Source organism: Marinomonas rhizomae, assembly GCF_003315485.1.
Taxonomy (GTDB): Bacteria; Pseudomonadota; Gammaproteobacteria; order Pseudomonadales; family Marinomonadaceae; genus Marinomonas; species Marinomonas rhizomae.
The window spans coordinates 1-23,635 of the sequence record NZ_QNSE01000013.1 but is presented as its reverse complement, the minus strand read 5'-3'; the positions used below and the strand labels follow the sequence as shown (position 1 = coordinate 23,635).

The following is a 23,635-nucleotide window of genomic DNA, read 5'->3' as shown; positions in this document are numbered from 1 at the left end:
GTTTCTGGCATGACCGAATTCAAATCTGTGAAAGATCTAGCTCGACTACGTCGTCTTGCTTTGGCCTCTCAGGGGTTGTTGCAGAAGAGTCCGTTTGGTAGTGGCTTAGTTGGTGCGCGTAAAGCCGTGAGTCATTTAGGTTATGTGCAGATCGATACCATTTCTGTGGTGGAGCGAGCGCATCATCATGTGTTGCATTCTAGAGTGCCTAAGTTTAAGCCGGTGATGACGAATCAACTGTTGTTGGATGGCGATGTCTTCGAATATTGGTCTCACGCGGCAGCTTTTCTTCCAATAGGCGACTTTCGTTTTTCCTTGCCTTACAAAAATGCCATTAAAAGCGGTCAAACCCATTGGTACAAAGAACCAGATGAAAAACTAATGGCCGAGCTATTGGCTCGCATTGCTGCTGATGGGCCACTTTGTTCCCGAAATATCGATACCAAATCCAGCAATAATGGCGCTGGCTGGTGGAATTGGAAACCCGCTAAAAAAGCTCTTGAGCAACTCTATATGCAAGGCGATCTCATGGTATGTAATCGTGAAGGTTTTCAGAAATTCTATGATTTAACCGAGCGAGTTTTGCCTTCTCACATTGATACAACAGTGCCAAGTATGGACGAGTTTTCGAACCATCTACTTGAGCAGCAATTACGCTGTCATGGTCTGGTTTCGTTAAAAGGACTGACTTATTTACGTCGTAATACTGGGGTGCGTAAAGCGATGAAGAATCTAGTTGATGAACGCTTGGCACAAGGCTTGTTAGCGCAAGTAACCATCCCTAATGGCGATGTTTATGTAATGGCAGCGGACGCATTAGAGCGCCGTTTGCCTCGTTTGAATAATCGCTTATTAATACTGTCGCCCTTTGATAATAGCGTGATTCAGCGTGATCGACTAAAAAGCCTGTATCAATACGATTATCAGATTGAGTGTTATGTGCCGGAACCCAAACGCCAATATGGTTACTTTTGCCTACCGCTATTATTTCAGGGGGAGTTTATTGGTCGTATGGATTGTAAAGCCCATCGTAAAGAGCGACGGTTAGAAATAAAATCTCTGTATCTGGAGTTGCGAAATGAAACACAGTACTTTGATGACGACTTGGTAATTGGTGCCTTTGTTGAAGCTATCAAGGAGTTTAGTCAATTTCAGCAATGTGACTCCATATCCTTGACAGCTGTTGAGCCTAAGTACCTTGCTCAACCTCTGCGTAATTTATTCTTTCAAATGAATCTCGGTTGAGGACTTTACAGTTCGCAGCGATACCGAGGTTTGGAACTTTCGGATGTTGGCTTCAGTGTGAAGCACTCGGTCAACAAAGCTTTCATAAGCTTGAATATCTGGCACAGTAACGACCATCATAAAATCATAGCCGCCTGTTATTTGGTAGCAGTGCCTCACTTCATTTGCTTTGCTAATAACGTGTTTAAAGGCGTCATACACATCTTTCCTATCCCGCTCCATTTCTACCGACACCAGCAAGGTCAGCTTATTGCCGCTCAATTCTGGATTCACAAGAGCGACGTCACCGACGATGATGTTGTCATCTCTCAGACGTTTTACTCTTTTGTGGCAAGCTGGTGGCGATAGCCCTACTTCTTCGGCTAGTTCAACATTGGCGATGCGATTATTACGCTGCAAGATGACTAGGATGTTTCGATCTATTTTGTCTAATTCCATATATTTCTCAAAATTATAATAATACGAATAAAAATTTCTTCTTATATTTTATATTAAAAATATTTAGCGATATCAATGGTTAAATTGATCGACATATTTCTTCTTATCTCAATAGAATTTATTTATAAATTGTTTGGAGTAAGAGAAGTGAATAAACGCATATGTCGTTGGGTTGGTCTTTTATGGAGCGGTCTCTGGAAAGAGATTATTGATGTCACCTGGACGCTTTATAAAATAATGATTCCGATGATTATCGTGATCAAGGTTGTTGAAGAATTTGGTGGTATAGAGCTGCTAAGTCACTGGTTGAGTCCTGTTATGTCTTTAGTTGGCTTGCCCAGTGAGATGGGCTTAGTATGGGCAACAACCCTGGTTACCAATATGTACGCTGGGCTTGTGGTCTTTATGAGTATGGACGCTGACTTAACCGTCGCCCAAGTCTCTATTTTAGGAACGTTATTGTTGCTCGCACATTCATTGCCAGTGGAAGTGGCGGTGGCTAAAAAGGCCGGAGTAGGCATTGTTGCGACACTGGTGATAAGACTTGGTGGTGGTTTATTAATGGGTTGGATACTCCATCACATTTATCAAGGTGGAAATTTATTAAATACACCAGCGCAGACTGTGTGGAAACATTCACCAACCAGTGACCCTAGCTATATTGCATGGGCGTTTGATCAACTTCAAAGTCTTGCGATGATTTTTTTGGTAATTGCTGCACTGATGACGTTTTTACGGTTGTTAAAATTGCTGGGGGTAGAAAAGCTGATGGCAATACTGCTTAAGCCAATTTTGTCAGTGCTTGGTATCAGCCGAGAAGCAACCAATTTGACGATTGTTGGTATTACGCTAGGGGTTTCTTTCGGTGGTGGTTTACTTATTAACGAAGCAAAACGAGGCCATATTTCACCACGAGATATTTTTGTCGCCATGATGTTGCTCAATCTACTTCACAGTTTGATTGAAGACACCTTACTTATTCTGTTGATTGGCGCAGACTTTATGACTATTTTTTGGGGACGAATTGTTTTTTCTGTGGTTATTGTGGGGGTTTTAGTCTTTGCTCTTAGGCGAATAGATGAAAGCACTTGCCGTAAATATTTTTACAAGAAGATAAGCGATTAGACTCTAAATCATGGGCTGACTTTGGCCAAAGTCAATTGTAACCATTCTTTAAAATGAATTGCCGCTTGGCTGGTTTGCACCCGCTTGGGGATAACTAAGTAGTAGTGTAGGCCAGTGATAGATTTTGACATCTTGTCTGTGCCTTGGGTTAACCAGCCGTTTTTAATCGAGTTTTCGACGGCAAGCTGGCTGATGATAGCGATACCTTGCCCAGAAAGTGCAGCCTGAGCGGTTAGGTTTTCGTCATCAAAATAGCGAATATTTGGTCGAGAGTCGACAACGATGCTTTTGATCGTTTCTTCTAGTCCTAAATTCGGGAGGTTTGGATTCTTCCATTGCGTACAGAAAAATACGACATCAGACAGATTTTTACGATGTTTTTCCCAATATTCTGGGGTCGCAAAAAAGCCAAGAGATTCTTGAACTAGTGGTTGATGAGTAAGAGCCTTAATTTCTCGTTGTTTAGGTGGCTCTCCGTAGCGAATTGCCATATCCACACGTCTATCATGTTCCATATCTATAAGGGTTTCTTCTGCCCTTATCTGAATGTCTATGCCAGGGTATTGTTGTTGAAAATCGGCAAGGTTTGGAACTAACCACATTGCCGCAAACGAGCTGGTCGTGCTGATAGTTAACGTACTAGAAGAGCCTTTTAATTGACTTACTGTTGAGAGTAGATCTTGCAGGGACTGATTGGCCGATGCCGCTAATAATTTGCCTTCTGTCGTTAAGGTCACAGCTCGTGTTTTTCGCTCAAATAGTCTTACTTTTAAGCTATCTTCAAGTGCTCTTATTTGATGTGAAATAGCTGTCGGTGTCACATTCAATTCATTGGCAGCGTCTTTAAAACTGTTTAACCGAGCCGCAGATTCAAAGGCTTTGATGGCATTTAAAGAAGGGAGTTGTTGAAACATAAAGGCACTCTATGGATGAGAATAACTACTTTATAGGAAAAATAAGACCATTTGTCACTAAAACGATTGCCGAACACACTATGTCGACTCACTATCAATGAAAGAGACATAAAGCATGAAAACTATTCTACATATCGACTCCAGTGTACGTCGTACTGATAATTCGACGCCAAGCTATAATTCGATTTCGAAGTCATTTGGACGTTATTTTATCGATACATGGCTGAATAAAAATCATCAAGACAAAGTGGTTTGTCGCGACCTTGGTCTTAATCCGCCAACCTTTATTTGCCAAGATTGGATTGCTGCGGCATTTACCCCAGAGCAAAACAGAAGCGAGTCACAGCAGCGAGTATTAGCTGAGTCTGATAGGTATTTTGATGAAGTGGCTCAAGCGGATATCATCCTCATTACCGCCCCCATGTATAACTACGGCATGCCAGCGGTATTGAAGGCGTGGTTCGACCAAATGCTGAGAGTGAATAAAACCTTCACCTTTGACCTAGCGCGAGGCGACTTTCCGATTGAACCTATCTTGTCAGGCAAGACCTTAGTTTTACTGACTTCAGCTGGTGAGTTTGGTTTTGGTATTGGTGGTGTACGTGAACAAATGAATCATTTAAGTCCACATATTAAAGAGTTAGCCAAGTATTTGGGCGTGGATAAGTTTTATGAAATCGGTTCGGAATACCAAGAATTTGCGGATGATCGTCACGTTTTATCGGTCGAAAAAGCAAAGCAAGATATTGTCGCTTTAGTAAACCTATTGAACTGATTAACGGCTATAAAAACAGCGTGGAAGTTTATCACTTTCATGCTGTTTTTTTTGATGTCGAATTTGGCTAAAAGCTCAAACGATTCATTCAAAGCCAAACAGCGTAGGCAAGTACAAGGTGATCACTGGCACGTAGGAGATGAGTGCAAGTAAGCTGAAAAGCATTAAGGGAGAGGGAAATAGTAATTATGATCGACTCTCTAGCTAGTGACCTTTGTATTCATTTTAGTTATAGTAGTTTAAAACAAATTTGTTATGTTATAACATTTTATATATGTTGTTAATTTTTAAGTACTTAAGCCCTTTCCATTTCTTCCTATCAAGTAGGGCGCTCTATGGATGAATATTTTGTGAATAGCACATTAAGCAAAAAGCTTTCTGTCGCAGTATTGTCTGGTTTTTCTAGGTGTAGGTAAGTCCAGCTTACGAAATCATATTCTGAATAATCGCGAAAAGAGTGTTTTGAACAGACGAAAAAATGGTGGAGATGAGCAATGAAAGGGGAAGCGTTGTTGGGAGCTGAGTTGGGTAATTGCTTATTGAACGATGAAGAAATGCGTCTAGGCATGAACACCTGGAAAACATGGCGAACCTTTTCTCTGAATGGGCTTAATTCTGATCATTTCTTATGGTCATAAGGTGTGTTTTTCTAAGGAATCAATGTAATGACGAATTTACTACCTGATGTTTCTATCAGTGAAACAGTGGTCAATGAATCCCCTTTAGAGTGGGTGGGAATGAAGGGGATAGATTTACCCATTACTGTCAGTGAAACTAATTGTGAGGCTCATTATTACAGAGAGTTACACGCCCACGCTGACGTACAAGTTAATCTGCCAGCAGGTCATGTTAAAGGCATTCATATGTCTAGACTTTATCGGCTATTAGACACACTCAGCGATGGAGACGCCCTGTCACCTTATCGCTTAGAAAGCTTGCTTAAAGCTATGATAGAAACTCATCAAGATTGCTATACGGACAGTGCTCGTTTACGTCTGAAGTTTGATCTTCTAACCCGCCGTCCCGCCTTAATGACAGAAGGTGCTTCTGGTTGGAAATCTTACCCCGTGTGTTTGGATGTCTATCTTAGTGATAAATCTTTTCAAATTAATGCTCAGGTTATTGTTCAATACTCGTCTACTTGCCCTTGCTCGGCGGCGCTATCTCGTCAATTAATTGAGCAGCGTTTTTTAAGCGATTTCGTCAATCAACCTGCATTAGCTCCTGATACTGTTGCCGCATGGCTACGAGACAATGCCAGCTTAGCAACGCCGCATAGTCAGCGCAGTGAGGCTAGTGTTCAAGTCGATGTACCAACGAATCAGCAGGAATTTGGTCTACTCTCCTTGATTGATCAAATCGAAGTGGCATTAGGCACACCATTACAAACGGCCGTCAAGCGTGCTGATGAACAAGCATTTGCAGCATTGAATGGACAAAATTTGATGTTTGTAGAAGATGCGGCGCGTCGAATTCAAGCGGCATTAAATGGCAAATTTTCCTCGCCTAAGGTTCACGTCCGACATTTAGAAAGTTTGCATCCACACGATGCCGTTGCTTGGTCTAACGCGCCAGAACAGCAAACTACAGCGGACCTAACACATCCCAGCTCATCTATATTGATGAAAATGTCATCATGATCATGATCATGATACGCAAAAAACTCGCGGTGATTTGCCCACGGCTCTTCCTAGAGTGTTTGTTAATCCAACTGTCATTGCGCATCAACAGACAATGGATTAATGGCTATAAACGTATTCAAAATGAGTTTTAAGTGATGCGAGTCAGCCATTGATTGACTAAGCGCTTGCTCTTAAACCATCGCCAAGAAAAAAGAGGAAATACCATGTCTAATACAAATAAAACAGCGCTTGTTGTTAGTGCTCATTCAGCGGATTTTGTTTGGCGCTGTGGTGGCGCTATTGCCAGCCACGTTAAACAAGGTTGGCACGTTAAAGTCGTCTGTTTGTCATTTGGTGAGCGAGGTGAATCCGCCAAATTATGGAAGCTCCCCGATATGACCCTAGAAAAAGTAAAAGCAGCTCGACGCGATGAAGCGCAAAGAGCAGCCGATATTTTAGGGGCAGACGTAGAGTTCTGGGACATTGGTGATTATCCCATGCGTGTCAGCGATGATACCTTGTTTCGCATGGTGGATTTGTACCAAACATTGCAACCAGAGTTTGTTTTGAGTCACTCCGTTAAGGATCCTTATAACTTCGATCATCCCCTTGCCATGCATCTAGCCCAAGAAGCCCGTGTAACAGCTCAAGCAGCGGGGCATAACCTAGAGCAAAAAGTACTGGGAGCACCGCCGGTTTATGCCTTCGAACCTCATCAAACAGAACAATGCGAATGGACACCTAATACCTTTCTAGACATTACCGATGTTTGGGATCTTAAGCGTCAAGCGATTGAATGCATGGCAGGGCAAGAACATTTGTGGGCGTATTACACTCGCGTTGCACAGCAGCGTGGTGTTCAAGCAAAACGCAACATTGGTATTACCACGAAGCGCAACATTGAATACGCCGAAGGCTACATGAAACTTACTCCAACTGTCGTGGACACGCTATGAACTCGGTTATATCCAAAGTAGCACTCATCAATATCACGCTGCCTGATGGCAGCGTGCGTGAATACTCTGCGCCAATCAGCGTCACACAAGTTGCTCAATCGATTGGTGCAGGCCTTGCTAAAAATACCTTGGCCGGCAAGGTCAATGGCCAACTCGTCGATGCATGTGATCTAATTTCCCAGGATGCCAGTTTAAGCATTGTCACGCCAAAGGATGACGAAGGACTTGAGATCATTCGCCACTCTTGTGCGCATTTAATTGGTCACGCAGTTAAGCAGCTTTACCCAACGGCCAACATGGTGATTGGTCCTGTGGTGGAAGATGGCTTTTACTATGACGTTGCTTTCGAGCGACCATTTACGCCAGACGACATGGCTGCCATTGAAAATCGCATGGCAGAGTTGATCAAAAAAGGCTACGACGTCGTAAAAAGGGTCATTCCTCGTGACGAGGTCATCCGTACGTTTGAAGCCCGTGGGGAGGCGTATAAACTTCGCTTGATCGAAGACATGGGAGACAATGTCACGGAAATGGGTTTGTATCATCATGAAGAATACATCGACATGTGTCGCGGCCCACACGTACCGAATACGCGCTTTCTTAAAGCCTTTAAACTAACCAAACTAGCGGGTGCTTACTGGCGTGGTGACGCGCAAAATGAACAATTACAGCGTATTTATGGCACTGCATGGGCAGACAAAAAACAGCTGTCAGCTTACTTAACTCGCTTAGAAGAAGCTGAAAAACGCGATCATCGAAAGCTGGGGCGTGAACTGGATTTATTTCACTTCCAAGAAGAAGCCCCTGGGGCTGTTTTCTGGCACAACAAAGGTTGGACGGTATTTCAAGAACTGATCGCCTACATGCGTCGTCGCCAAAAAGAGGCAGGCTATGAAGAAGTGAACTCTCCCGACATGATGGACCGCAAACTCTGGGAAATATCAGGGCATTGGCAGAACTATCATGACCACATGTTTACTACACAAACGGAAGACAGTCGTTCTCTTGCTCTCAAACCAATGAACTGCCCCGGTAGCGTCTTACTGTATCGTCATGGTTTGAAAAGCTTCCGCGATTTGCCTATTCGTATGGGAGAGTTTGGCAAGGTTCATCGTTACGAACCATCTGGCTCTTTGCACGGCTTGATGCGCGTTCGTCATTTCACTCAAGACGATGCTCACATTTACTGTACGCCTGCTCAAATGGAGTCCGAATGCCGTGATGTGGTGTCCTTGGTATTGGATATTTACCGCCAATTTGGTTTCGACGAGGTGCGTATTAAGCTATCCACTCGTCCAGAAAATCGTATGGGCGACGATGCCACATGGGATGTACTAGAAAACACCCTAACCGATGTCTTGGCGCAGATGTCTCTCGATTACCAAATCAACCCTGGAGAAGGCGCTTTCTATGGTCCGAAACTGGAATTTGTTTTAAGAGACGCCATTGGCCGAGATTGGCAGTGTGGCACTCTGCAAGTAGACATGAATTTGCCTGAGCGCTTTGGCATAGAATACGTCGACATGGATGGCCAGAAAAAACAGCCTGTCATGCTGCACCGCGCACTATTTGGTTCACTGGAACGCTTTATTGGTATTTTGATTGAGCATCACGCGGGCACACTCCCTACTTGGCTGGCGCCTACACAAGCTATTGTATTGGCTATAAGTGAAGACAATAACGTCTACGCGCAAGATGTCGCGGCACTACTAGAAGGCGAACATATACGCACCGAAGTTGACATCAGTAATGAGAAAATAGGCTACAAAATTCGCAAGCACACCTTGCAACGTATTCCTTACTTGCTTGTAGTTGGCGCGAAAGAACAAACCTCTGGCTGTGTTGCGATTCGCAGTCAAAGCGGTGAAGATCTTGGCGTCTTGCCTTTAAGTGACGCTATTACCTTATTACAACAAGCTGCCCAAGCGCCAGATCTATCGACACGTTTGGTAACTCAACAAGCGCTAAAAAGCAGGCTATTAGGTGGCGAGCAGCAAACAGACCACATCAAAGGAGTCGAATGAGTTCCTCTATTATTCAATCTAACCAATACTATGCTGATTTACTTGTCCATGGCGGCACCGTCATCACCCCGAATGGCGAAGAACGTATTGATATCGCCTGCAGTGAGGGCTGTATTGTTGCCCTTGGCAATCTAAAAGACGCTTGGCAAGCTGACAAATATCTTGATGCAGGCGGCTTGCATATCTTACCTGGGGTGATAGACAGCCAAGTGCATTTTCGTGAACCTGGCTTAATACATAAAGAAACCATCGAAGCGGGTACCCGAGGCGCGGTATTAGGCGGTGTGACCAGTGTGTTTGAAATGCCCAATACCAATCCACTTACTCTTAATGAGAGTGACTTAAACGCCAAGCTTGCCATTGCTAAGCAACAAGCATGGTGTAACTTTGCTTTCTACATGGGTGGTTCAGGAGCTAATGCCGAGCAACTGGATAAGCTAGAAAAACTGCCAGGTTGCTCTGGTGTTAAAGTCTTCATGGGCAGTTCTTTTGGCGATTTATTAGCCGACGATGATGATATTCTGCGACGTATTGTTGCTCATGGCTCTCGCCGTATGGCGGTTCATGCCGAAGATGAAGCGCGATTGAAAGTGCGTAAAAGCATTGTTGAGACTAGTAAAAAAGTCACCGATCACCCAGTGTGGCGAGACCCAGAAAGCGCACTGATGGCCACCAAGCGCATCGTCAAAATAGCCAGCGAAGCAAATCGTCGTTTACATGTACTGCATGTTTCTACTAAAGAGGAAATGGCATTTTTGGCCCAGCACAAACACAGAGTCACCGTCGAAGTCACGCCACACCACTTAACCATGAGCGCACCGGAGTGTTACGACCGTTTAGGAAGCCTAGCCCAAATGAATCCGCCTGTTCGCGAACAAGTCCATCAAGATGCGCTTTGGCAAGCCATTCAAGAGGGAGTAGTGGATGTAATTGGCAGTGATCATGCTCCGCACACCCTAGAAGAAAAAGCACAACCTTATCCGCAATCGCCAAGTGGCATGACAGGCGTTCAGACCCTACTTCCACTGATGTTGGATCACGTCAATGCTGGTCGCTTAAGCCTATTACGCTTAGTGGATCTCACCAGCTCAGGGCCCGCAAGAATTTTTGGTATAGAAGGAAAAGGGCGGATTGCCCTTGGTTACGATGCGGACTTAACTCTCGTTGACCTTAACGCAAAACGAGACATTCATAATGATTGGATCGCCAGCATTAGCGGCTGGACACCTTATCAGGGTAAAGTCATAACTGGCTGGCCGATTCATACCATAGTGAATGGACAGCTTATCGTCGAAAACGAAGTTTTGGTTGGCAAACCCAATGGGAAAACGATTCAATTTCTAGATGTCTAAATAGCCTTATTTTGGCGTATGCTCAGTGAGAATTGTCAAAAAAGCAGCACGAACGTTTAGCGCGCTAATACTGTTTTTTTGATACTAAATTTAATTAAAAGCCAATCAATTATTTCATTTTATTTTGGGGCTGTTCTTAATAAAGTACAGTCTCCAAAACTAATCTAAGCAAAAAATATAGCCTCACTTAAAGGCTATATTTTTAAAAGGCTATACTTTTAATCGCTCACTCTTTTTATCCGCTTTACTACACGATCCCAGAACCAGTTTTGTTTGGGTCTGCTGGGCGAGCCTTGGCGACGGCAGCACGGTAGCCGCTGGCACGGTAACAGCTAACAGGGTCGATGGCACCGCCAGTGTGTAATCTCGCCATTTGCAAGATTGGTTCGACATCCAAATTGTAAGCTTGTTTCAAGCTAGCTTGTGCCATCATTGGATCGTTTGTTTCTTGGTATTGAGTCAATGCTTGGCGATCGACAAGCAAGCTTTTCACAAAAGCGCGTTGGACTTCTGCCGCGCTGTACATCAGACTTTCGATTGGATCGGTCACGTTGTGTGATTGATCTAGCATATAAAAAGGGCGGTAAGACGGGTCTTGCGCGCGAATGTCGGTCAATTCGTTGAAGATCAGGAAGAGTTGATAGGGGTTAATTGAACCGCTGTCTAAATCATCATCACCGTATTTACTGTCGTTGAAATGGAACCCGCCCAGTTTGCCGAATTGAGCAAGACGGCTGACGATCATTTCAATATTGACGTTGGGCGCATGATGCCCCAAATCCACTAGAGACAAACACCGCTCGCCAGTTTCTTTTGCGGCAAGGTAACTGCTGCCCCAGTCTTGAATTACGGTTGAGTAAAAGGCTGGTTCGAAGATTTTGTGTTCCAGTAGCATGTTCCAATCATCAGGCAGACTGTTATACACCGTCTTGATGCTGTCTAAATAATGGCTAAAGCTGTTTTTAAAGTGTTGTTGACCAGGAAAGTTAGAGCCATCGCCTACCCAAACCGTGAGTGCCTTTGAACCGAGCTTTTGACCTAATTCCACCACATCAATATTATGGGCAATGGCTTGTTCGCGCACGGCTTTGTTGGTGTGTGTCAAACTGCCGAATTTGTACGACTCTTCCTGACCAATTTGATCTTGGAAGGTGTTGGAATTCATCGCATCAAAATGCAAACCGTATTGCTCAGCGTATTGTCGTAGTTCGTTTGGATCTTTTGGTCTGTCCCAAGGAATATGTAGGGAAACGGCAGGAGTAGCTTGTGATAGCAGTTGAATAACTGAGCAATCGTCGAGTTTTTCGAAGATATTACGTGGCTCGCCTTTGCCCGGAAAGCGCGCGAAACGCGTGCCACCTGTGCCAACTCCCCAAGAAGGAACGGCAACGGTGAACTGCTTAGCCTGTTCCAAGATTGTATCGATTCTTACGCCTGAACGATCTAGTTTCTCCGCTAGCGCATTGTAATCGCTAGTAACCGCAGCTTCTTGCTTGGCGTTGTGCTCTTGCAGCAAGTTTTGATCAATTAATTGTTTCATGGTGATTCCTTTTATTGTTCTTTTTTATCTAGGCGCTAGCGAGTAAATGACGGTGCATGACCGGCATCGACATTCAGAATATTGCCTGTCGATTTAGACGACGCGTCAGACGCAAAAAAGTAAATGGCCTCGGCGATGTCTTCAGGGAAAACATTCAGCTTCAGCATACTGCGTTGGCGATAATGCTCTTCTAAATCATCGGTCGATAATTTGTAAGCACTGGCTCTTTCTTCTTTCCATTTGCCAGTCCAAATTTTTGAGCCACGTAACACTGCATCTGGGTTAACCACGTTTGCACGAATACCAAGTGGTGCACCTTCCAGAGCAACGCAGCGCGCAAGCTGAATCTCAGCTGCTTTAGCAACACAATAAGCACTGGCATTGGCACTGGCAACCAAGCCATTTTTACTGGCGATAAACACCATGTTGCCGCCCATATTCTGTTGTTTTAGCAGACTAAAGGCTTCACGAGCAACAAGGAAATACCCTGTCGATAAGATGCTTTGGTTTTTATTCCATAGAGCAAGCGTGGTTTCTTCTAATGGTGCGGAAGAGGCGATGCCAGCATTGGAGACAACAATGTCCAAACCTCCAAAAGCCACGGCGCAATGTTTCACGGCACGGATAACATCGTCTTCGTTGGTCACATCCATCTTGATGCTAGACGCGGAATCTTTCCCAAACTCGCCAGTGATATCTGCTTGCGCCGTCGTCAGAGCGTCTTCGTCTATGTCCATCAATACTATGTTGGCACCTTCTTTGGCTAGACGTTTTGCCGTCGCCAGACCAATGCCGCCAGCCGCACCCGTCACCAAAGCGATATGGCCTGCTAAGGATTTTGGTTTTGGCATACGCTGCAGTTTGGCTTCTTCCAATAACCAGTATTCAATGTCGAAGGCTTCTTGTTCTGGCAAGCCAACGTATTCGCTCACGCTGTCTGCGCCACGCATTACATTGATCGCATTCACATAGAATTCACCTGCAATTCGTGCCGTTGCTTTGTCTTTGGCAAACGACAACATGCCAACGCCTGGAATCAAGTAAATCACCGGGTTTGGATCGCGCATAGCTGGGCTGTTATCGCGTTTACAACGGTTGTAGTAACCCGCGTATTCTTCACGGTAGTCAGCAAGGCTTTGATCTAATGATTCAATCACTTCGTCAAGGTTGTCTTTCTGTGGATCATACGCCACCACAAAAGGACGAATTTTGGTGCGCAAAAAGTGGTCTGGGCAAGAGGTGCCAAGTTTAGCAAGACGATCTAGGTCTTTAGAGTTGACGAACTGTAGCACTTCGTCTGAAGCGTTAAAGTGGCCAATCTGGCGTTGCTTCTCACTGGTTTTTCCTCGAATGAGTGGCATTAAACTAGAAACCACTTGTTGGCGTTTGTCGTTGGGCAAGGTGGTAAATAACTCACCACCAAAAGCGGCTTTGCCAGCGCTTTGTTGTTCCAACCAAGTTTGTGCTTTGTTAATAATGTTCAGCGAGTTGAGGTAGCAATCTTTGTTGCCATTCGACCAGGTAAAAAGACCATGGCTTTCTAATACAACACCTTTAAGGTGAGGGTTCTCAGTGGCGATTTTATGCAAGTCCATGCCTAGCTGAAAACCTGGACGACGCCAAGGAAGCCAGCCAATTTCACCGTTGAAAATGTCTTCTGTCAGTTGTTTGCTGTTTTTGCTTGCCGCGATCGCGATCACGGCATCTGGGTGAAGGTGATCGACGTGAAGGTAAGGCAAATACGCATGAAGCGGCGTATCGATACTGGCGGCGCGTGAATTTAGGTTGTAAGTACAATGCGGAAGGTAGGCGACCATCTCATCTTCAAACTCAAGCCCACGATATAGTGGTAAGAGTTGATTCAGTTTGTCCATATAAAGAGTGGAAAAACCATCCAAGCCCATGGAGCCAATATCGCCACCAGAGCCTTTTACCCACAATACAGTGGTTTTTTCTCCTGTAAGCGTGTCGTCCATTTGCAGTTTTGCTGAGGTATTACCGCCACCATAATTGGTAACGCGCATGTCAGAACCAAGCAAGTTTGATCGATATTGCAATAATTCGGGTTCAGTCAGAAGGGATGCGTCAGCATCATTCCAAAGATTGGGTAGTAAGTTAGTAGACATCGTTTAACCTCAAGTTCCGTCTTTTTAATGGCATAAAGTGTCGCTTTATGGCGATTAATCAAAGACTTAAAATTTATTTTTGTTATGCACAATCAGCGGGTTAGAATGATTGATAGCCTTCATACTAGAACAAAAATAATCATTTTCAAGCATTTTTTGTCTTTTTAATTAAATATTGATCAAAAGTGCTTGATAATGATTGAAAATAAATTATATTGAATATCGAGGATGATCAATGCATGAGATTGAAAGGCACAGAGTGATCCTGTCGGAAGTAGAAGCTCGACCTATTGTGACGGTGGCGCATCTAACGGATGTGTTAGGTGCTTCCGAAGCAACAGTAAGAAGAGACATCGGCTTTCTGGATAAAGAAGGAAAACTGCGTCGGGTACGAGGAGGGGCGGAAGCCATTAATCCTCCTTCTGATGTCAGTTTGTTGGGACGGCCTTACTCGGTTAGTCAAACGATTAACACTGACGTAAAACGGTGTATTGCTAAAGCCGCTGTGGATTTATTATCAGACAATATGTCGATTATGATCAGCGGTGGCACAACCACATCGGCTATGTCTGAGTATATGCGCGGTTTAAAGTTGCAAGTGCTGACCAATTCGTTTTCTATTGCCGATCAGTTGATTAAAAAGAGTAAGTGCAGCGTGACCGTGCCGAGTGGAAAAATCCATCGGGAACAGAACATTATTTTAAGTCCGTTCCCGAATGATATTTCTAATCACACATACGCTGACATTCTTTTTATCGGTGCATATGGCGTAAATTCTCATGGTGTGATGGAGACAGATCCACAAATCGTACAAGCGGTAATGAAACTGATAAATCGAGCAAATCAGCGGGTGCTTTTGGTTGATAGTACAAAATTTCAAAACCGATCAAGTATGATCATTTGTCCTTTATCACAGATAGATATCGTCATCACGGACGATGGAATAGATAACAAGAGTAAAGAAGTGATCGAATCGGCAGGGTGTCGATTGATCATAGTAGAAAAACAAAAACAATAAACCGCGTCTCTGATCCGACAATTTCCTGTTGTGTGATGATGAGCGCGCTCTTGGAGATAATTATGAAAAGTAAACTCATCACGGCATGTGTGTTGGCTTCTGCTACTTTGTTTGCATCTGGTGTATATGCAGCGGATCAAGTTCGAGTAGCGTTACTGGTGAAGGCGTTAGGTATTGGCTTTTTCGAAGCCGCGTATCGCGGTGCCGAAGAAGCAAGAAAAGAGCTAGGCGATGTAGAGATCATTTATACAGGTCCAACGTCAACCACAGCAGAAGGCCAGATTGAAATCATCAACTCATTGATCGCGCAGCGTGTCGATGCCATTGCCGTATCCGCAAACGATGCAGATGCCTTGGTTCCAGCTTTGAAAAAAGCGCAACAGCGCGGCATCAAAGTGATTTCTTGGGATTCTGGTGTTGGCAAAGAAGGCCGCCAAATCCATTTGAACCCTTCTAGCAACAGTCTAATTGGCGAAATGAATGTGCAGCTTGCGGCTGATGCTATTAAAGCCAAAGGTAAAAGCTCTGGTACTTTTGCCATTCTGAGTGCAACTCCTACTTCGACCAACCAAAATATTTGGATTGGCGAAATGAAAAAATCCCTTAGCAAATTCCCTAACCTAAAACTTGTCGATACTGTTTACGGTGATGACTTAGCGGATAAGAGTTTCCGTGAAGCGACTGCGCTTATTAAAAATCACCCAGATCTAGATGTTATCGTGGCACCAACTACAGTGGGTATTTTGGCCGCCGCGCAAGCTGTCAGTGACTTAGGTTTAACGGGCAAAGTGTATGTGACAGGTTTGGGGCTTCCTTCTGAATTAGCTGGCCATGTGCACAGTGGTGCGATTCATAGTTTTGCTATCTGGAACCCAATTGACCTTGGTTATTCAGCGACTATGCTGGCTTACAACCTTGTAAAAGGCCAAGGCACAAAAACTGAGATTCCGATGGGGCGTATGGGCACGCTTAAAGTAGACAAAAACGGTGATGGCGCCATGGCGAAACCTTTTGTTTATGATGCGTCTAACGTTGATGAATTCTCTTCAATTTTCTAGTCGCTACTAACCCCCCAGCATCCCCCTTAGCAGGGGGAGGCGCTAAGTATTTTTGTTCCTTCCCCTTACTTCAAGGGGAAGGCTAGGGTGGGGTTTTACTCGTTCAATAATTTCATAATGAATAACAATAAGAGCAGCCGTTATGAACAGTGCAATTTTTAGTCTAAAAAAGGTGAGTAAGGTGTTCCCCGGTGTGAAAGCACTGGATGGTGTCGATCTTCACCTTTATCCGGGCCAAGTGACCGCTCTCATCGGCGAGAATGGTGCCGGAAAATCGACTCTAGTAAAAACCATGACTGGCATTTATCAGCCCGATGGTGGGGAAATCATTTTTAATGGCAAGCCCGTGCAGTTTCATTCCCCTCATGATTCCCATGCTTTAGGCATTACGGCGATCCATCAGGAAACCGTGTTGTTTGATGATCTGACGGTGGCCGAAAATATCTTTTTGGGCAACTATCCAATGAAAAAGGGCCTTATGACCAAACGTTTCTCCATAGATTGGTCTGCGATGGAGGCGAAGTCACAAGAAATTTTATCGTCAATTAATGCCCACATGAGTCCAAATCAAATCCTACGAGAATTAAGCATTGGCCAAAAACACATGGTTGGTATTGCTCGTGCTTTGTCAGTCGATGCCAAAGTTGTGATTTTGGATGAGCCGACGGCGGCCTTGTCTCATCATGAAATTCACGAGCTTTATGAACTGGTAAATACGTTAAGAGATCAAGGCAAAGCGATTCTTTTTATAACTCACAAGTTTGATGAAATTTTCACCTTGGCAGATCGTTATACCGTGTTTCGTGATGGTTGTTATGTGGGGGAAGGTTTTATCAAAGACACCAACGAAGCGCTGTTGGTGGAAATGATGGTGGCGCGTAGCATCGAAGCAACGTACCCCAAAAAAGACGTAGAAATTGGCGAAACACTTTTAGAAGTTAGTAGCTTATGTCACACAACGGAATTTGCTGATATTAGTTTTAGCCTTAAAAAAGGCGAGATCCTTGGCGTTTATGGTCTGGTAGGTTCTGGCAGAACGGAAGTGATGCAGGCTTTGTTTGGCACCACGGATCATGTGACTGGCTCTGTCAAAATGAATGGCAAAGAAGTGATTATTCACTCACCCAAAGAGGCTATCGACAACGGCATTGTGTATGTGCCAGAAGAACGTCAGAAACAAGGCATAGTGCTTGAATTGCCTATTTATCAAAACGTTAGCTTGCCGCAGATGGAGCGTTTGGCGAAGCATGGACAAATCGACCAAGAAGGCGAAATGGCACTGGCTCGTCAATATTGCGAACGCTTGCAAGTGAAAGCCTCTTGCTGGGACGAGAAGGTAATGAACCTCTCAGGCGGCAACCAGCAAAAAGTGGTTATCGCCAAATGGCTCGCTACCAATCCGAAAGTGATCATTCTGGACGAGCCAACCAAAGGCATCGATATAGGGTCGAAAGCGGCGGTACATGAGTTTATGTCTGAGCTGGTGGATTCCGGTTTAGCTGTGATCATGGTGTCGTCAGAGTTGCCAGAAATACTTGGTATGTCAGATCGTATTTTGGTGATGAACGAAGGGCTCATTGTCGGTGAACTATCACGTACTGACGCGACGCCAGAGAAGGTAGTTTCTCTTGCGACGGGAGGAAGTGTTACATGTTAAAACGTTTAATTTACTCCCGTGAAGGCGTGCTGAGTATCATTGTATTGACTATGTTTTTTGGTGTTGGAGTGATCAGCCCTGATTTTATTAGCTTATCGAACAGTGTCAGTATTTTTAACGACACCTCGATTCTGATCATGCTGGCGCTGGGTCAGATGCTAGTCATTCTAACGCGTTGTATTGATTTGTCTGTGGCGGCCAATGTGGCGTTTACTGGCATGTTTGTCGCTATGGTGAATCAATATTTCCCAGAGCTTCATATGGCATTATTGATATTTTTGTCTCTGTTTATTGGTGCCTTGTTAGGGGCGATTAATGGCTTGTTTGTTTGGCTATTAAAAGTGCCTTCTATTGTTATTACTCTTGGCACCATGAGTATTTACCGTGGCGCAACGTTTTTATTATCGGACGGCGCATGGGTGAATTCGCATCAAATGAGTGAGTCTTTTATAGGCTTACCCCGCTATGAAATTTTATCCATGCCCGTGCTCGGTTGGATGGCTGTCGTCACCATTGTTTTATTTTTCTGGGCAATGAAGTTCAGCGTGTGGGGGCGTAACTTTTATTCGGCTGGCGGTAATCCTATGGCCGCATTTTACTCCGGTGTGAACGTCGGTAAGGTGCAGTTTTATGCCTTTTTAGTGTCGGGTACCTTGTCTGGGTTATGCGGTTATTTGTGGGTGTCACGATTTGCGGTTGCCTATGTGGATGTGGCAAATGGTTTTGAACTGCAAGTTATTGCAGCCTGTGTAATCGGCGGCGTTAGTATCGTCGGCGGTTTGGGCACTGTGGTGGGCTGTGTGATTGGCGCCTTGTTTATCGGCGTGGTGAATAACGCCTTGCCCATTATTGGTGTCTCACCGTTTTGGCAAATGGCGATTTCAGGTTTGGTCATTATTATCGCCGTCATTGCTAATGCTTCATCTGGCAAAGATAAGGCGCGGATCATCTTACGTAACCCCAATGCAAATGACGAAATACGAGCTAATTAGAGGCGAATATGGATACAACAATAAAAAAATCAGCAACGCCGGATTCAATGTTTACCAGCAAACTACAGGGTTTGTTGCGCTGGGAAAGCTTTTTGGTTTTGATCGTCTTTTTAGTCTGCGTGATGAATTCTTATTTATCCCCTTACTTTTTAGACCCTTGGAATTTATCGGATGCAACTTTTAACTTCACCGAAAAAGCCTTAATCGCTTTGCCGATGGCAATGCTGATTATCGCCAAAGAAATTGATATTTCTGTGGCGGCTATTATCTCGCTTTCTAGTACCTTGATGGGGTTAGTTGCCCAAATGGGCGCACCCGTTTATGCGGTGGCGTTTGTTGGTGTTTTAGCGGGTGCGGCTTGTGGTCTATTTAATGGCGTCTTGGTGACGCGTTTTAAGATTCCATCCATTGTGGTGACAATCGGTACCATGAGTTTATTTCGTGGTATCAGCTATATCTTGTTGGGAGACCAAGTGGTACGAGATTACCCTGATGGCTTTGAGTTTTTTGGGCAAGGTTATGTTTATTGGGTATTCTCGTTTGAATTGGTGTTGTTTGCCTTCTTTGCTTTGGTGTTTTATTGGTTGCTGCATCGCACTACCTTTGGCCGTTACACTTATGCGATTGGTAATAATCCGACGGCGTCTTATTACTCTGGTATCAAGGTGGATAAGCATCGCTTGATCCTGTTTACCTTGGTCGGTGTGATGTCTGGGGTTGCTTCTATTCTACTGACTTCGCGTTTGGGTAGCACGCGTCCAAGTATCGCCATGGGGTGGGAACTCAGCATTATCACCATGGTGGTTCTAGGGGGCGTGAGTATTCTTGGCGGCAGCGGAACCATTGCTGGAGTGGTGTTGGCGGTGATCCTAATGGGCTTGGTTACCTTTGGTATGGGGCTGTTGAATATTCCAGGCATCGTCATGACGATTATCGTTGGCGTGATGTTAATCACTGTCGTGAGTTTACCGGTACTGATTACTATGTATAAAACTTCCCTTAAGCGAAAAGAGGCAAAAGCGTTATGAGATATGCCTCCGTGATGTATTTACACAAAGGCTGTGAAGAAGAATACAAGAAACGTCATGATGAACTCTGGCCAGAGCTTGCTGAGCACTTAAAGCAACATGGCATCCGCAATTATTATATTCACTTGGATATTAATGAGAGTGATCGAGACACAAACCGATTGTATGCCACCTTTGATGCGGATGATCTAAACTCTGAAGCGCTAGCCGATCATTCCGTTATGCAACGTTGGTGGGAATACATGGCGGACATCATGGAAACCAAAACCCCATCGTTTGAACCTGTCGCTGATGCGCTGCAAGAAGTATTTCGCTTTAATGTGTTGCAACCTGATAAAATACGCGTGGTAGCGGTGTTAGACATTGGTAAAACCAACATTAAGATCTGCCTGATGGACGGGCAAACTGGCGCGTTATTGCATATTGAAAAACGCGTTAATGGTGTCGTTGACGCGTCGCCATATCCTCATGTGGATGTGGATTCTATTTGGCAATGGATTAAAGACGCCCTTGCTGATTTAGCTCAGCGCTATTTTATTTCCAGCATTGCTATCACCACTCATGGCGCAACCATTGCTTGCATGAAAGGCGATGAACTCGCCTTGCCGATATTGGATTATGAATACGATGGCGTGTCCGAGCTAAAAGCAGAGTACGATGCTGCACGACCTGATTTTGGTGAGTCTTTTAGCCCGAGATTACCTCAAGGTTTGAATCTTGGAGCGCAATTATTTTGGCAGCAAAAAAACTTTGCAGATCAGTTCGCAACAGTCGATTCGTTACTTTTGTATCCACAATTCTGGGGTTATAAGCTCAGTGGTAACAAAGCGGCAGAAGTTACTTCGTTAGGTTGCCACACAGATTTGTGGAATCCGACCAGTTGTCAGTTTTCTGATTTTTGTGAACAACAAAAGTGGGCGGCGCGCTTTCCTGAAGTGATGGAAACCGGCGCTAAGCTTGGCACTATTTTACCAGACTTAGCCAAAGAAACTGGCTTGCCGTCGAGCTGTGTTATTTTCAATGGAATACACGATTCTAATGCCTCGCTGGTACCATATATCGGGCAACCGATGGAGAAACTCACCGTGGTGTCTAGTGGCACTTGGACGGTTATCGCCACGATTAATGGCAAGCTGGATGCATTGCAAGAAGACAAAGACATGCTGGCCAATGTGGACGCTCTTGGCCGAGCGACACCGACGGTTCGCTTCATGGGTGGACGTGAATGGGAGCAACTGCGTAGCGACAGCAAAGCCACCTTGGGTGACGTTAGCTTCATCCTAGAACACGGTATTTTGGCGGTTCCTGCCTTTGCCAAAGGTGGTGGCCCCTTTGCCCACTGCGAAGGGCGTATTATCGACCGTGGCATGGAATTAACGCCTGCTCAGCAGTCTGCTTTGGCGGATGTGTATGTGGCTTTGATGACGGATTATTGTCTTGATCTGATGGACAGTAGCGATACCGTGATTGTTGAAGGCGCTTTCAGTAATAACATTAACTTCCTCACCTTATTGGCTTGTATGCGCAGTCAAAACGAAATCTACGCCTCTCGGGATGTTACCGGCACCTCCGGCGGCGCGGCATTGCTTTCGAACAAAAGCTTAAAGCTAAAAGGCCGCCTCAGCCTTGCCTTGTGTGATTCACAAATAAAACCACTGCTTAACCTGTACCGTCAGCAATGGCGGGATCTGGTGGGGGAGTTGTAGTTTTAGCTGTGTGATAAAAGTCTGCAAACAATGTCTCACTTTGACACTGGCGCGAACACTTCATGAGGCGTTGTTATTGGTAGTAATAATTCAAAGCAGAATGACAGGACATAGTGAGCAAGCATCCCCCGCCGACAATATTTATGATCGCGCTAATGATATTTACTTTTAGTTTTTCTTTAGCAAAACAAAACATTAAGCTAAAAATTAAAATCCAAAGAGCCATAATTATAACGTGGGTTGTAGCGAGCAAAAGGTAGCTTGATAAGCTGGAGCCAGCGAAAATAGGCACAACGGTTAGATACAAGACAATCGCTTTGGCATTGAAAATATTTAATAGAAAAGCCTGTTTTACGCTGACGTCTGAAGCAGTGAATTCCATTTTATGGTGCAATAATTTCATGCCAGAAGTAACAAGTTTTAGACCTAGCCAAAGCAAGAAGGCAATACCAATAATCTGCAAGCTATTCATGACAACTTGGCTTTTGTTTAGAACGTTAGAAATGCCGAGGCCTACAAGTAAGCCATGTAGAATAATTCCAAGTCCAGTTCCTATCAGGACTTTAAACGCACCTTTCATGCCATTTATGGCAACGTTTGACAGCGCAAGAGTAAAACTGGCTCCAGGTGATAAAGCTATTGGCAAAATAGCTATTACGAATCCTTGTATATCCATTAAATTAAGTTTCCGGTGTTTTGGCTTATATCAAACGAATGTCTAGTTTTTTTACAGTGACTTAGAAAAATCTTTTCCTTTAAAGTCGACAGTAGCGAGTCCAGAGCTTGTGGATATAGTGTATGACATTGGTATTTTGCTACTTGAAAATTTATTCAAAGAAATCACCAGCTTTAAGCAAGCCATAATTAGAGTTATGTGTATTGATGGTCTATCCCACTCTATGCTGAATAAGTCCGTTGGTCTTAAATTGTAAGTTTCTCCGTTTACTATTGCTTCTCTAATGTAAAGTGAGCTGAAAAGGTTTTGTGAATTGATAGGATCTAGCTGGTTTTTTTCGATATTTTTGAAATCTATAGGTTTTTCAAAGATTATTTGCAATCTAGCTAGAGCATTTTCTAGACCTGATAAATGGTCTCCTCTGTAATTTGACTTGAAATCATGGGGAAAATTAAAGGGAAATACTCCAACATATAAATTAGCAATGCTAGAAAACTCAAATTTAACAATATTGTGATTATAAAGGTCGAGGTCAACTTCAAAATTTTTGTAACGATTTTCAAAATGCTCTATATGTTTGTAATAGTTTGAAAACGTATTGTTTTCCATCGTTAGGTCAATTTGTTTTGATGTCTGAACAGACCTATGATGAGCTGCTACTAGCCCCGTAAGAGGCAATGACAAAGCAAGTAGCCATACGGGAATTTTAAAGATTTCATATGTGTTAAATATACATGCTGATCTAAAGCAAATATCATAAGTCCAGAGCTGTTCAGCATGAAAAATCAGTACAGAAAAAATAGCGAATGTAATAGTAGGCAGTAGGTAAGCAAGTTTAAAGAGTTTCAGCTGGCTAAGGTTTGGATTATTGTTATCTGTGTCTTCTCTCCACCACGATGCAAGTCTTCTCAACATATAAATTCCTTTAGCGGATTCTTTATTTTGTACTTTCTTCCGTTACCATAAGTTTCAATGTTCAAGCGTGTCGATGCAAATGAAATTTTCCGAAGATGTGGTCCTTCTTTCTGATCTCAAGATAAATCCTGGGAAAGTAGTTAGCAGGACGCAAGAAACACACACAGGTCTATCTTGTTAACAAGCCGAGGTCGTGGCGTTGCCGTTGTTCAGAGCCTAGAAGAGTATGAAAAAGCCGCAGAAGAACTTGGTTTTCTTCGTGTTGTTTATCAGGGTTTGGAAGAAGCTCGTGACGGTAATACGGTTTCACTTGAGGAAGCGAAGAAAAGCTTAGGGATTTAGGTGTTATCAGTACAAATTGACCCCTCCCTAACCCTTGTATCTTTCTAAGTGAATTGCTTAGCTAGTAATTCACTCTAGTCTGGTAAGTATGTTCCTAGCCCAAGCACTTTGATGCTGTAGGGGAGA

General features: G+C 44.0%; 21 protein-coding genes. 15 read left to right on the top strand and 6 right to left on the bottom strand.

What is annotated here, in order from left to right; translation table 11 throughout:
* Positions 1-9: 9 nt before the first annotated feature.
* Positions 10-1,245, top strand: coding sequence for a winged helix-turn-helix domain-containing protein (locus tag DFP80_RS16470; protein WP_113917909.1), 1,236 nt, complete (start codon positions 10-12; stop codon positions 1,243-1,245).
* On the opposite strand, the gene DFP80_RS16465 is transcribed toward DFP80_RS16470, so the two are convergent.
* On the bottom strand, positions 1,219-1,683 hold the full coding sequence (locus tag DFP80_RS16465) for an Lrp/AsnC family transcriptional regulator (protein ID WP_113917908.1): 465 nt from the start codon (positions 1,681-1,683) through the stop codon (positions 1,219-1,221). The genes DFP80_RS16470 and DFP80_RS16465 overlap by 27 nt on opposite strands.
* A 147-nt stretch (positions 1,684-1,830) precedes the next feature.
* Here DFP80_RS16465 and DFP80_RS16460 point away from each other — a divergent pair, with 147 nt between their 5' ends.
* Positions 1,831-2,808: a hypothetical protein gene (locus DFP80_RS16460; protein ID WP_113918008.1), complete on the top strand. Its 978-nt coding sequence runs from the start codon at positions 1,831-1,833 to the stop codon at positions 2,806-2,808.
* A gap of 8 nt (positions 2,809-2,816) precedes the next feature.
* Here the strand turns inward: DFP80_RS16460 and DFP80_RS16455 are convergent, their stop codons facing one another.
* Positions 2,817-3,722 carry a LysR substrate-binding domain-containing protein gene (locus tag DFP80_RS16455; protein WP_113917907.1) on the bottom strand — a complete coding sequence of 302 codons (906 nt, stop codon included), beginning with the start codon at positions 3,720-3,722 and terminating at the stop codon, positions 2,817-2,819.
* 115 nt (positions 3,723-3,837) lie between these two features.
* Here DFP80_RS16455 and DFP80_RS16450 point away from each other — a divergent pair, with 115 nt between their 5' ends.
* The 6 genes from DFP80_RS16450 to DFP80_RS16430 all read left to right on the top strand — a co-directional run bounded on the left by DFP80_RS16450 (position 3,838) and on the right by DFP80_RS16430 (position 10,451).
* Entirely contained in the window at positions 3,838-4,497 is a 660-nt protein-coding gene (locus DFP80_RS16450) for an FMN-dependent NADH-azoreductase (protein WP_113917906.1), read from the top strand.
* 494 nt (positions 4,498-4,991) lie between these two features.
* Entirely contained in the window at positions 4,992-5,135 is a 144-nt protein-coding gene (locus DFP80_RS20710; protein WP_158601372.1) for a hypothetical protein, read from the top strand.
* A gap of 27 nt (positions 5,136-5,162) precedes the next feature.
* Positions 5,163-6,137 (top strand): GTP cyclohydrolase FolE2, encoded by a 975-nt coding sequence (gene folE2, locus DFP80_RS16445; RefSeq protein ID WP_113917905.1) that lies wholly within the window; start codon positions 5,163-5,165, stop codon positions 6,135-6,137.
* A gap of 206 nt (positions 6,138-6,343) precedes the next feature.
* Positions 6,344-7,075 (top strand): PIG-L deacetylase family protein, encoded by a 732-nt coding sequence (locus DFP80_RS16440; RefSeq protein ID WP_113917904.1) that lies wholly within the window; start codon positions 6,344-6,346, stop codon positions 7,073-7,075.
* Complete coding sequence (gene thrS / locus DFP80_RS16435) at positions 7,072-9,099, top strand: threonine--tRNA ligase (RefSeq protein WP_113917903.1); 2,028 nt, start codon at positions 7,072-7,074, stop codon at positions 9,097-9,099. Before DFP80_RS16440 ends, thrS begins: the two co-directional genes overlap by 4 nt.
* Positions 9,096-10,451 (top strand): dihydroorotase, encoded by a 1,356-nt coding sequence (locus DFP80_RS16430; RefSeq protein ID WP_113917902.1) that lies wholly within the window; start codon positions 9,096-9,098, stop codon positions 10,449-10,451. The genes thrS and DFP80_RS16430 overlap by 4 nt, the downstream gene beginning before the upstream one ends.
* Before the next feature lie 247 nt (positions 10,452-10,698).
* Here the strand turns inward: DFP80_RS16430 and rhaI are convergent, their stop codons facing one another.
* Both rhaI and DFP80_RS16420 read right to left on the bottom strand, forming a co-directional pair.
* Complete coding sequence (rhaI, locus tag DFP80_RS16425; RefSeq protein ID WP_113917901.1) at positions 10,699-11,991, bottom strand: L-rhamnose catabolism isomerase; 1,293 nt, start codon at positions 11,989-11,991, stop codon at positions 10,699-10,701.
* Positions 11,992-12,026: 35 nt separating this feature from the next.
* Entirely contained in the window at positions 12,027-14,117 is a 2,091-nt protein-coding gene (locus DFP80_RS16420) for a bifunctional rhamnulose-1-phosphate aldolase/short-chain dehydrogenase (protein WP_113917900.1), read from the bottom strand.
* Positions 14,118-14,376: 259 nt separating this feature from the next.
* Here DFP80_RS16420 and DFP80_RS16415 point away from each other — a divergent pair, with 259 nt between their 5' ends.
* The 6 genes from DFP80_RS16415 (at position 14,377) to DFP80_RS16390 (ending at position 21,576) form a co-directional block, all read left to right on the top strand.
* The gene (locus DFP80_RS16415; RefSeq protein WP_241560296.1) at positions 14,377-15,135 is read left to right on the top strand and encodes a DeoR/GlpR family DNA-binding transcription regulator; all 759 of its coding nucleotides are present in this window, start codon (positions 14,377-14,379) and stop codon (positions 15,133-15,135) included.
* A gap of 62 nt (positions 15,136-15,197) precedes the next feature.
* A complete protein-coding gene (rhaS, locus tag DFP80_RS16410) occupies positions 15,198-16,193 on the top strand; it encodes a rhamnose ABC transporter substrate-binding protein (RefSeq protein ID WP_113917898.1) in 996 nt (331 codons plus the stop codon).
* 142 nt (positions 16,194-16,335) lie between these two features.
* Positions 16,336-17,850, top strand: a complete 1,515-nt coding sequence (locus DFP80_RS16405; RefSeq protein ID WP_113917897.1) for a sugar ABC transporter ATP-binding protein — start codon at positions 16,336-16,338, stop codon at positions 17,848-17,850.
* Entirely contained in the window at positions 17,844-18,842 is a 999-nt protein-coding gene (locus tag DFP80_RS16400; RefSeq protein WP_113917896.1) for an ABC transporter permease, read from the top strand. Before DFP80_RS16405 ends, DFP80_RS16400 begins: the two co-directional genes overlap by 7 nt.
* A gap of 8 nt (positions 18,843-18,850) precedes the next feature.
* Positions 18,851-19,870, top strand: a complete 1,020-nt coding sequence (locus tag DFP80_RS16395; protein ID WP_113917895.1) for an ABC transporter permease — start codon at positions 18,851-18,853, stop codon at positions 19,868-19,870.
* Complete coding sequence (locus DFP80_RS16390) at positions 19,867-21,576, top strand: L-rhamnose mutarotase (protein WP_113917894.1); 1,710 nt, start codon at positions 19,867-19,869, stop codon at positions 21,574-21,576. The genes DFP80_RS16395 and DFP80_RS16390 overlap by 4 nt, the downstream gene beginning before the upstream one ends.
* Positions 21,577-21,649: 73 nt before the next feature.
* Here DFP80_RS16390 and DFP80_RS16385 read toward each other — a convergent pair whose 3' ends face one another.
* Together DFP80_RS16385 and DFP80_RS16380 are read right to left on the bottom strand one after the other, a co-directional pair.
* The gene (locus DFP80_RS16385) at positions 21,650-22,252 is read right to left on the bottom strand and encodes a LysE family translocator (protein WP_113917893.1); all 603 of its coding nucleotides are present in this window, start codon (positions 22,250-22,252) and stop codon (positions 21,650-21,652) included.
* 51 nt (positions 22,253-22,303) lie between these two features.
* Positions 22,304-23,167 (bottom strand): hypothetical protein, encoded by an 864-nt coding sequence (locus DFP80_RS16380; protein ID WP_113917892.1) that lies wholly within the window; start codon positions 23,165-23,167, stop codon positions 22,304-22,306.
* Between the two features lie 174 nt (positions 23,168-23,341).
* On the opposite strand from DFP80_RS16380, the gene DFP80_RS20915 reads away from it, so the two are divergent.
* The gene (locus DFP80_RS20915) at positions 23,342-23,509 is read left to right on the top strand and encodes a type II toxin-antitoxin system prevent-host-death family antitoxin (protein WP_241560295.1); all 168 of its coding nucleotides are present in this window, start codon (positions 23,342-23,344) and stop codon (positions 23,507-23,509) included.
* Positions 23,510-23,635: the final 126 nt, after the last annotated feature.

Bases quoted from the DNA above. Each gene is read 5' to 3' on its own strand.
- DFP80_RS16465 (WP_113917908.1), bottom strand. From the start codon at position 1,683: ATGGAATTAGACAAAATAGATCGAAACATCCTAGTCATCTTGCAGCGT.
- DFP80_RS16430 (WP_113917902.1), top strand. From the start codon at position 9,096: ATGAGTTCCTCTATTATTCAATCTAACCAATACTATGCTGATTTACTT.
- DFP80_RS16420 (WP_113917900.1), bottom strand. From the start codon at position 14,117: ATGTCTACTAACTTACTACCCAATCTTTGGAATGATGCTGACGCATCC.
- DFP80_RS16440 (WP_113917904.1), top strand. From the start codon at position 6,344: ATGTCTAATACAAATAAAACAGCGCTTGTTGTTAGTGCTCATTCAGCG.
- DFP80_RS16455 (WP_113917907.1), bottom strand. From the start codon at position 3,722: ATGTTTCAACAACTCCCTTCTTTAAATGCCATCAAAGCCTTTGAATCT.
- DFP80_RS20710 (WP_158601372.1), top strand. From the start codon at position 4,992: ATGAAAGGGGAAGCGTTGTTGGGAGCTGAGTTGGGTAATTGCTTATTG.
- thrS (WP_113917903.1), top strand. From the start codon at position 7,072: ATGAACTCGGTTATATCCAAAGTAGCACTCATCAATATCACGCTGCCT.
- rhaS (WP_113917898.1), top strand. From the start codon at position 15,198: ATGAAAAGTAAACTCATCACGGCATGTGTGTTGGCTTCTGCTACTTTG.
- DFP80_RS16395 (WP_113917895.1), top strand. From the start codon at position 18,851: ATGGATACAACAATAAAAAAATCAGCAACGCCGGATTCAATGTTTACC.
- DFP80_RS16385 (WP_113917893.1), bottom strand. From the start codon at position 22,252: ATGGATATACAAGGATTCGTAATAGCTATTTTGCCAATAGCTTTATCA.
- folE2 (WP_113917905.1), top strand. From the start codon at position 5,163: ATGACGAATTTACTACCTGATGTTTCTATCAGTGAAACAGTGGTCAAT.
- rhaI (WP_113917901.1), bottom strand. From the start codon at position 11,991: ATGAAACAATTAATTGATCAAAACTTGCTGCAAGAGCACAACGCCAAG.
- DFP80_RS16470 (WP_113917909.1), top strand. From the start codon at position 10: ATGACCGAATTCAAATCTGTGAAAGATCTAGCTCGACTACGTCGTCTT.
- DFP80_RS16450 (WP_113917906.1), top strand. From the start codon at position 3,838: ATGAAAACTATTCTACATATCGACTCCAGTGTACGTCGTACTGATAAT.
- DFP80_RS16380 (WP_113917892.1), bottom strand. From the start codon at position 23,167: ATGTTGAGAAGACTTGCATCGTGGTGGAGAGAAGACACAGATAACAAT.
- DFP80_RS16405 (WP_113917897.1), top strand. From the start codon at position 16,336: ATGAACAGTGCAATTTTTAGTCTAAAAAAGGTGAGTAAGGTGTTCCCC.
- DFP80_RS16390 (WP_113917894.1), top strand. From the start codon at position 19,867: ATGAGATATGCCTCCGTGATGTATTTACACAAAGGCTGTGAAGAAGAA.
- DFP80_RS16400 (WP_113917896.1), top strand. From the start codon at position 17,844: ATGTTAAAACGTTTAATTTACTCCCGTGAAGGCGTGCTGAGTATCATT.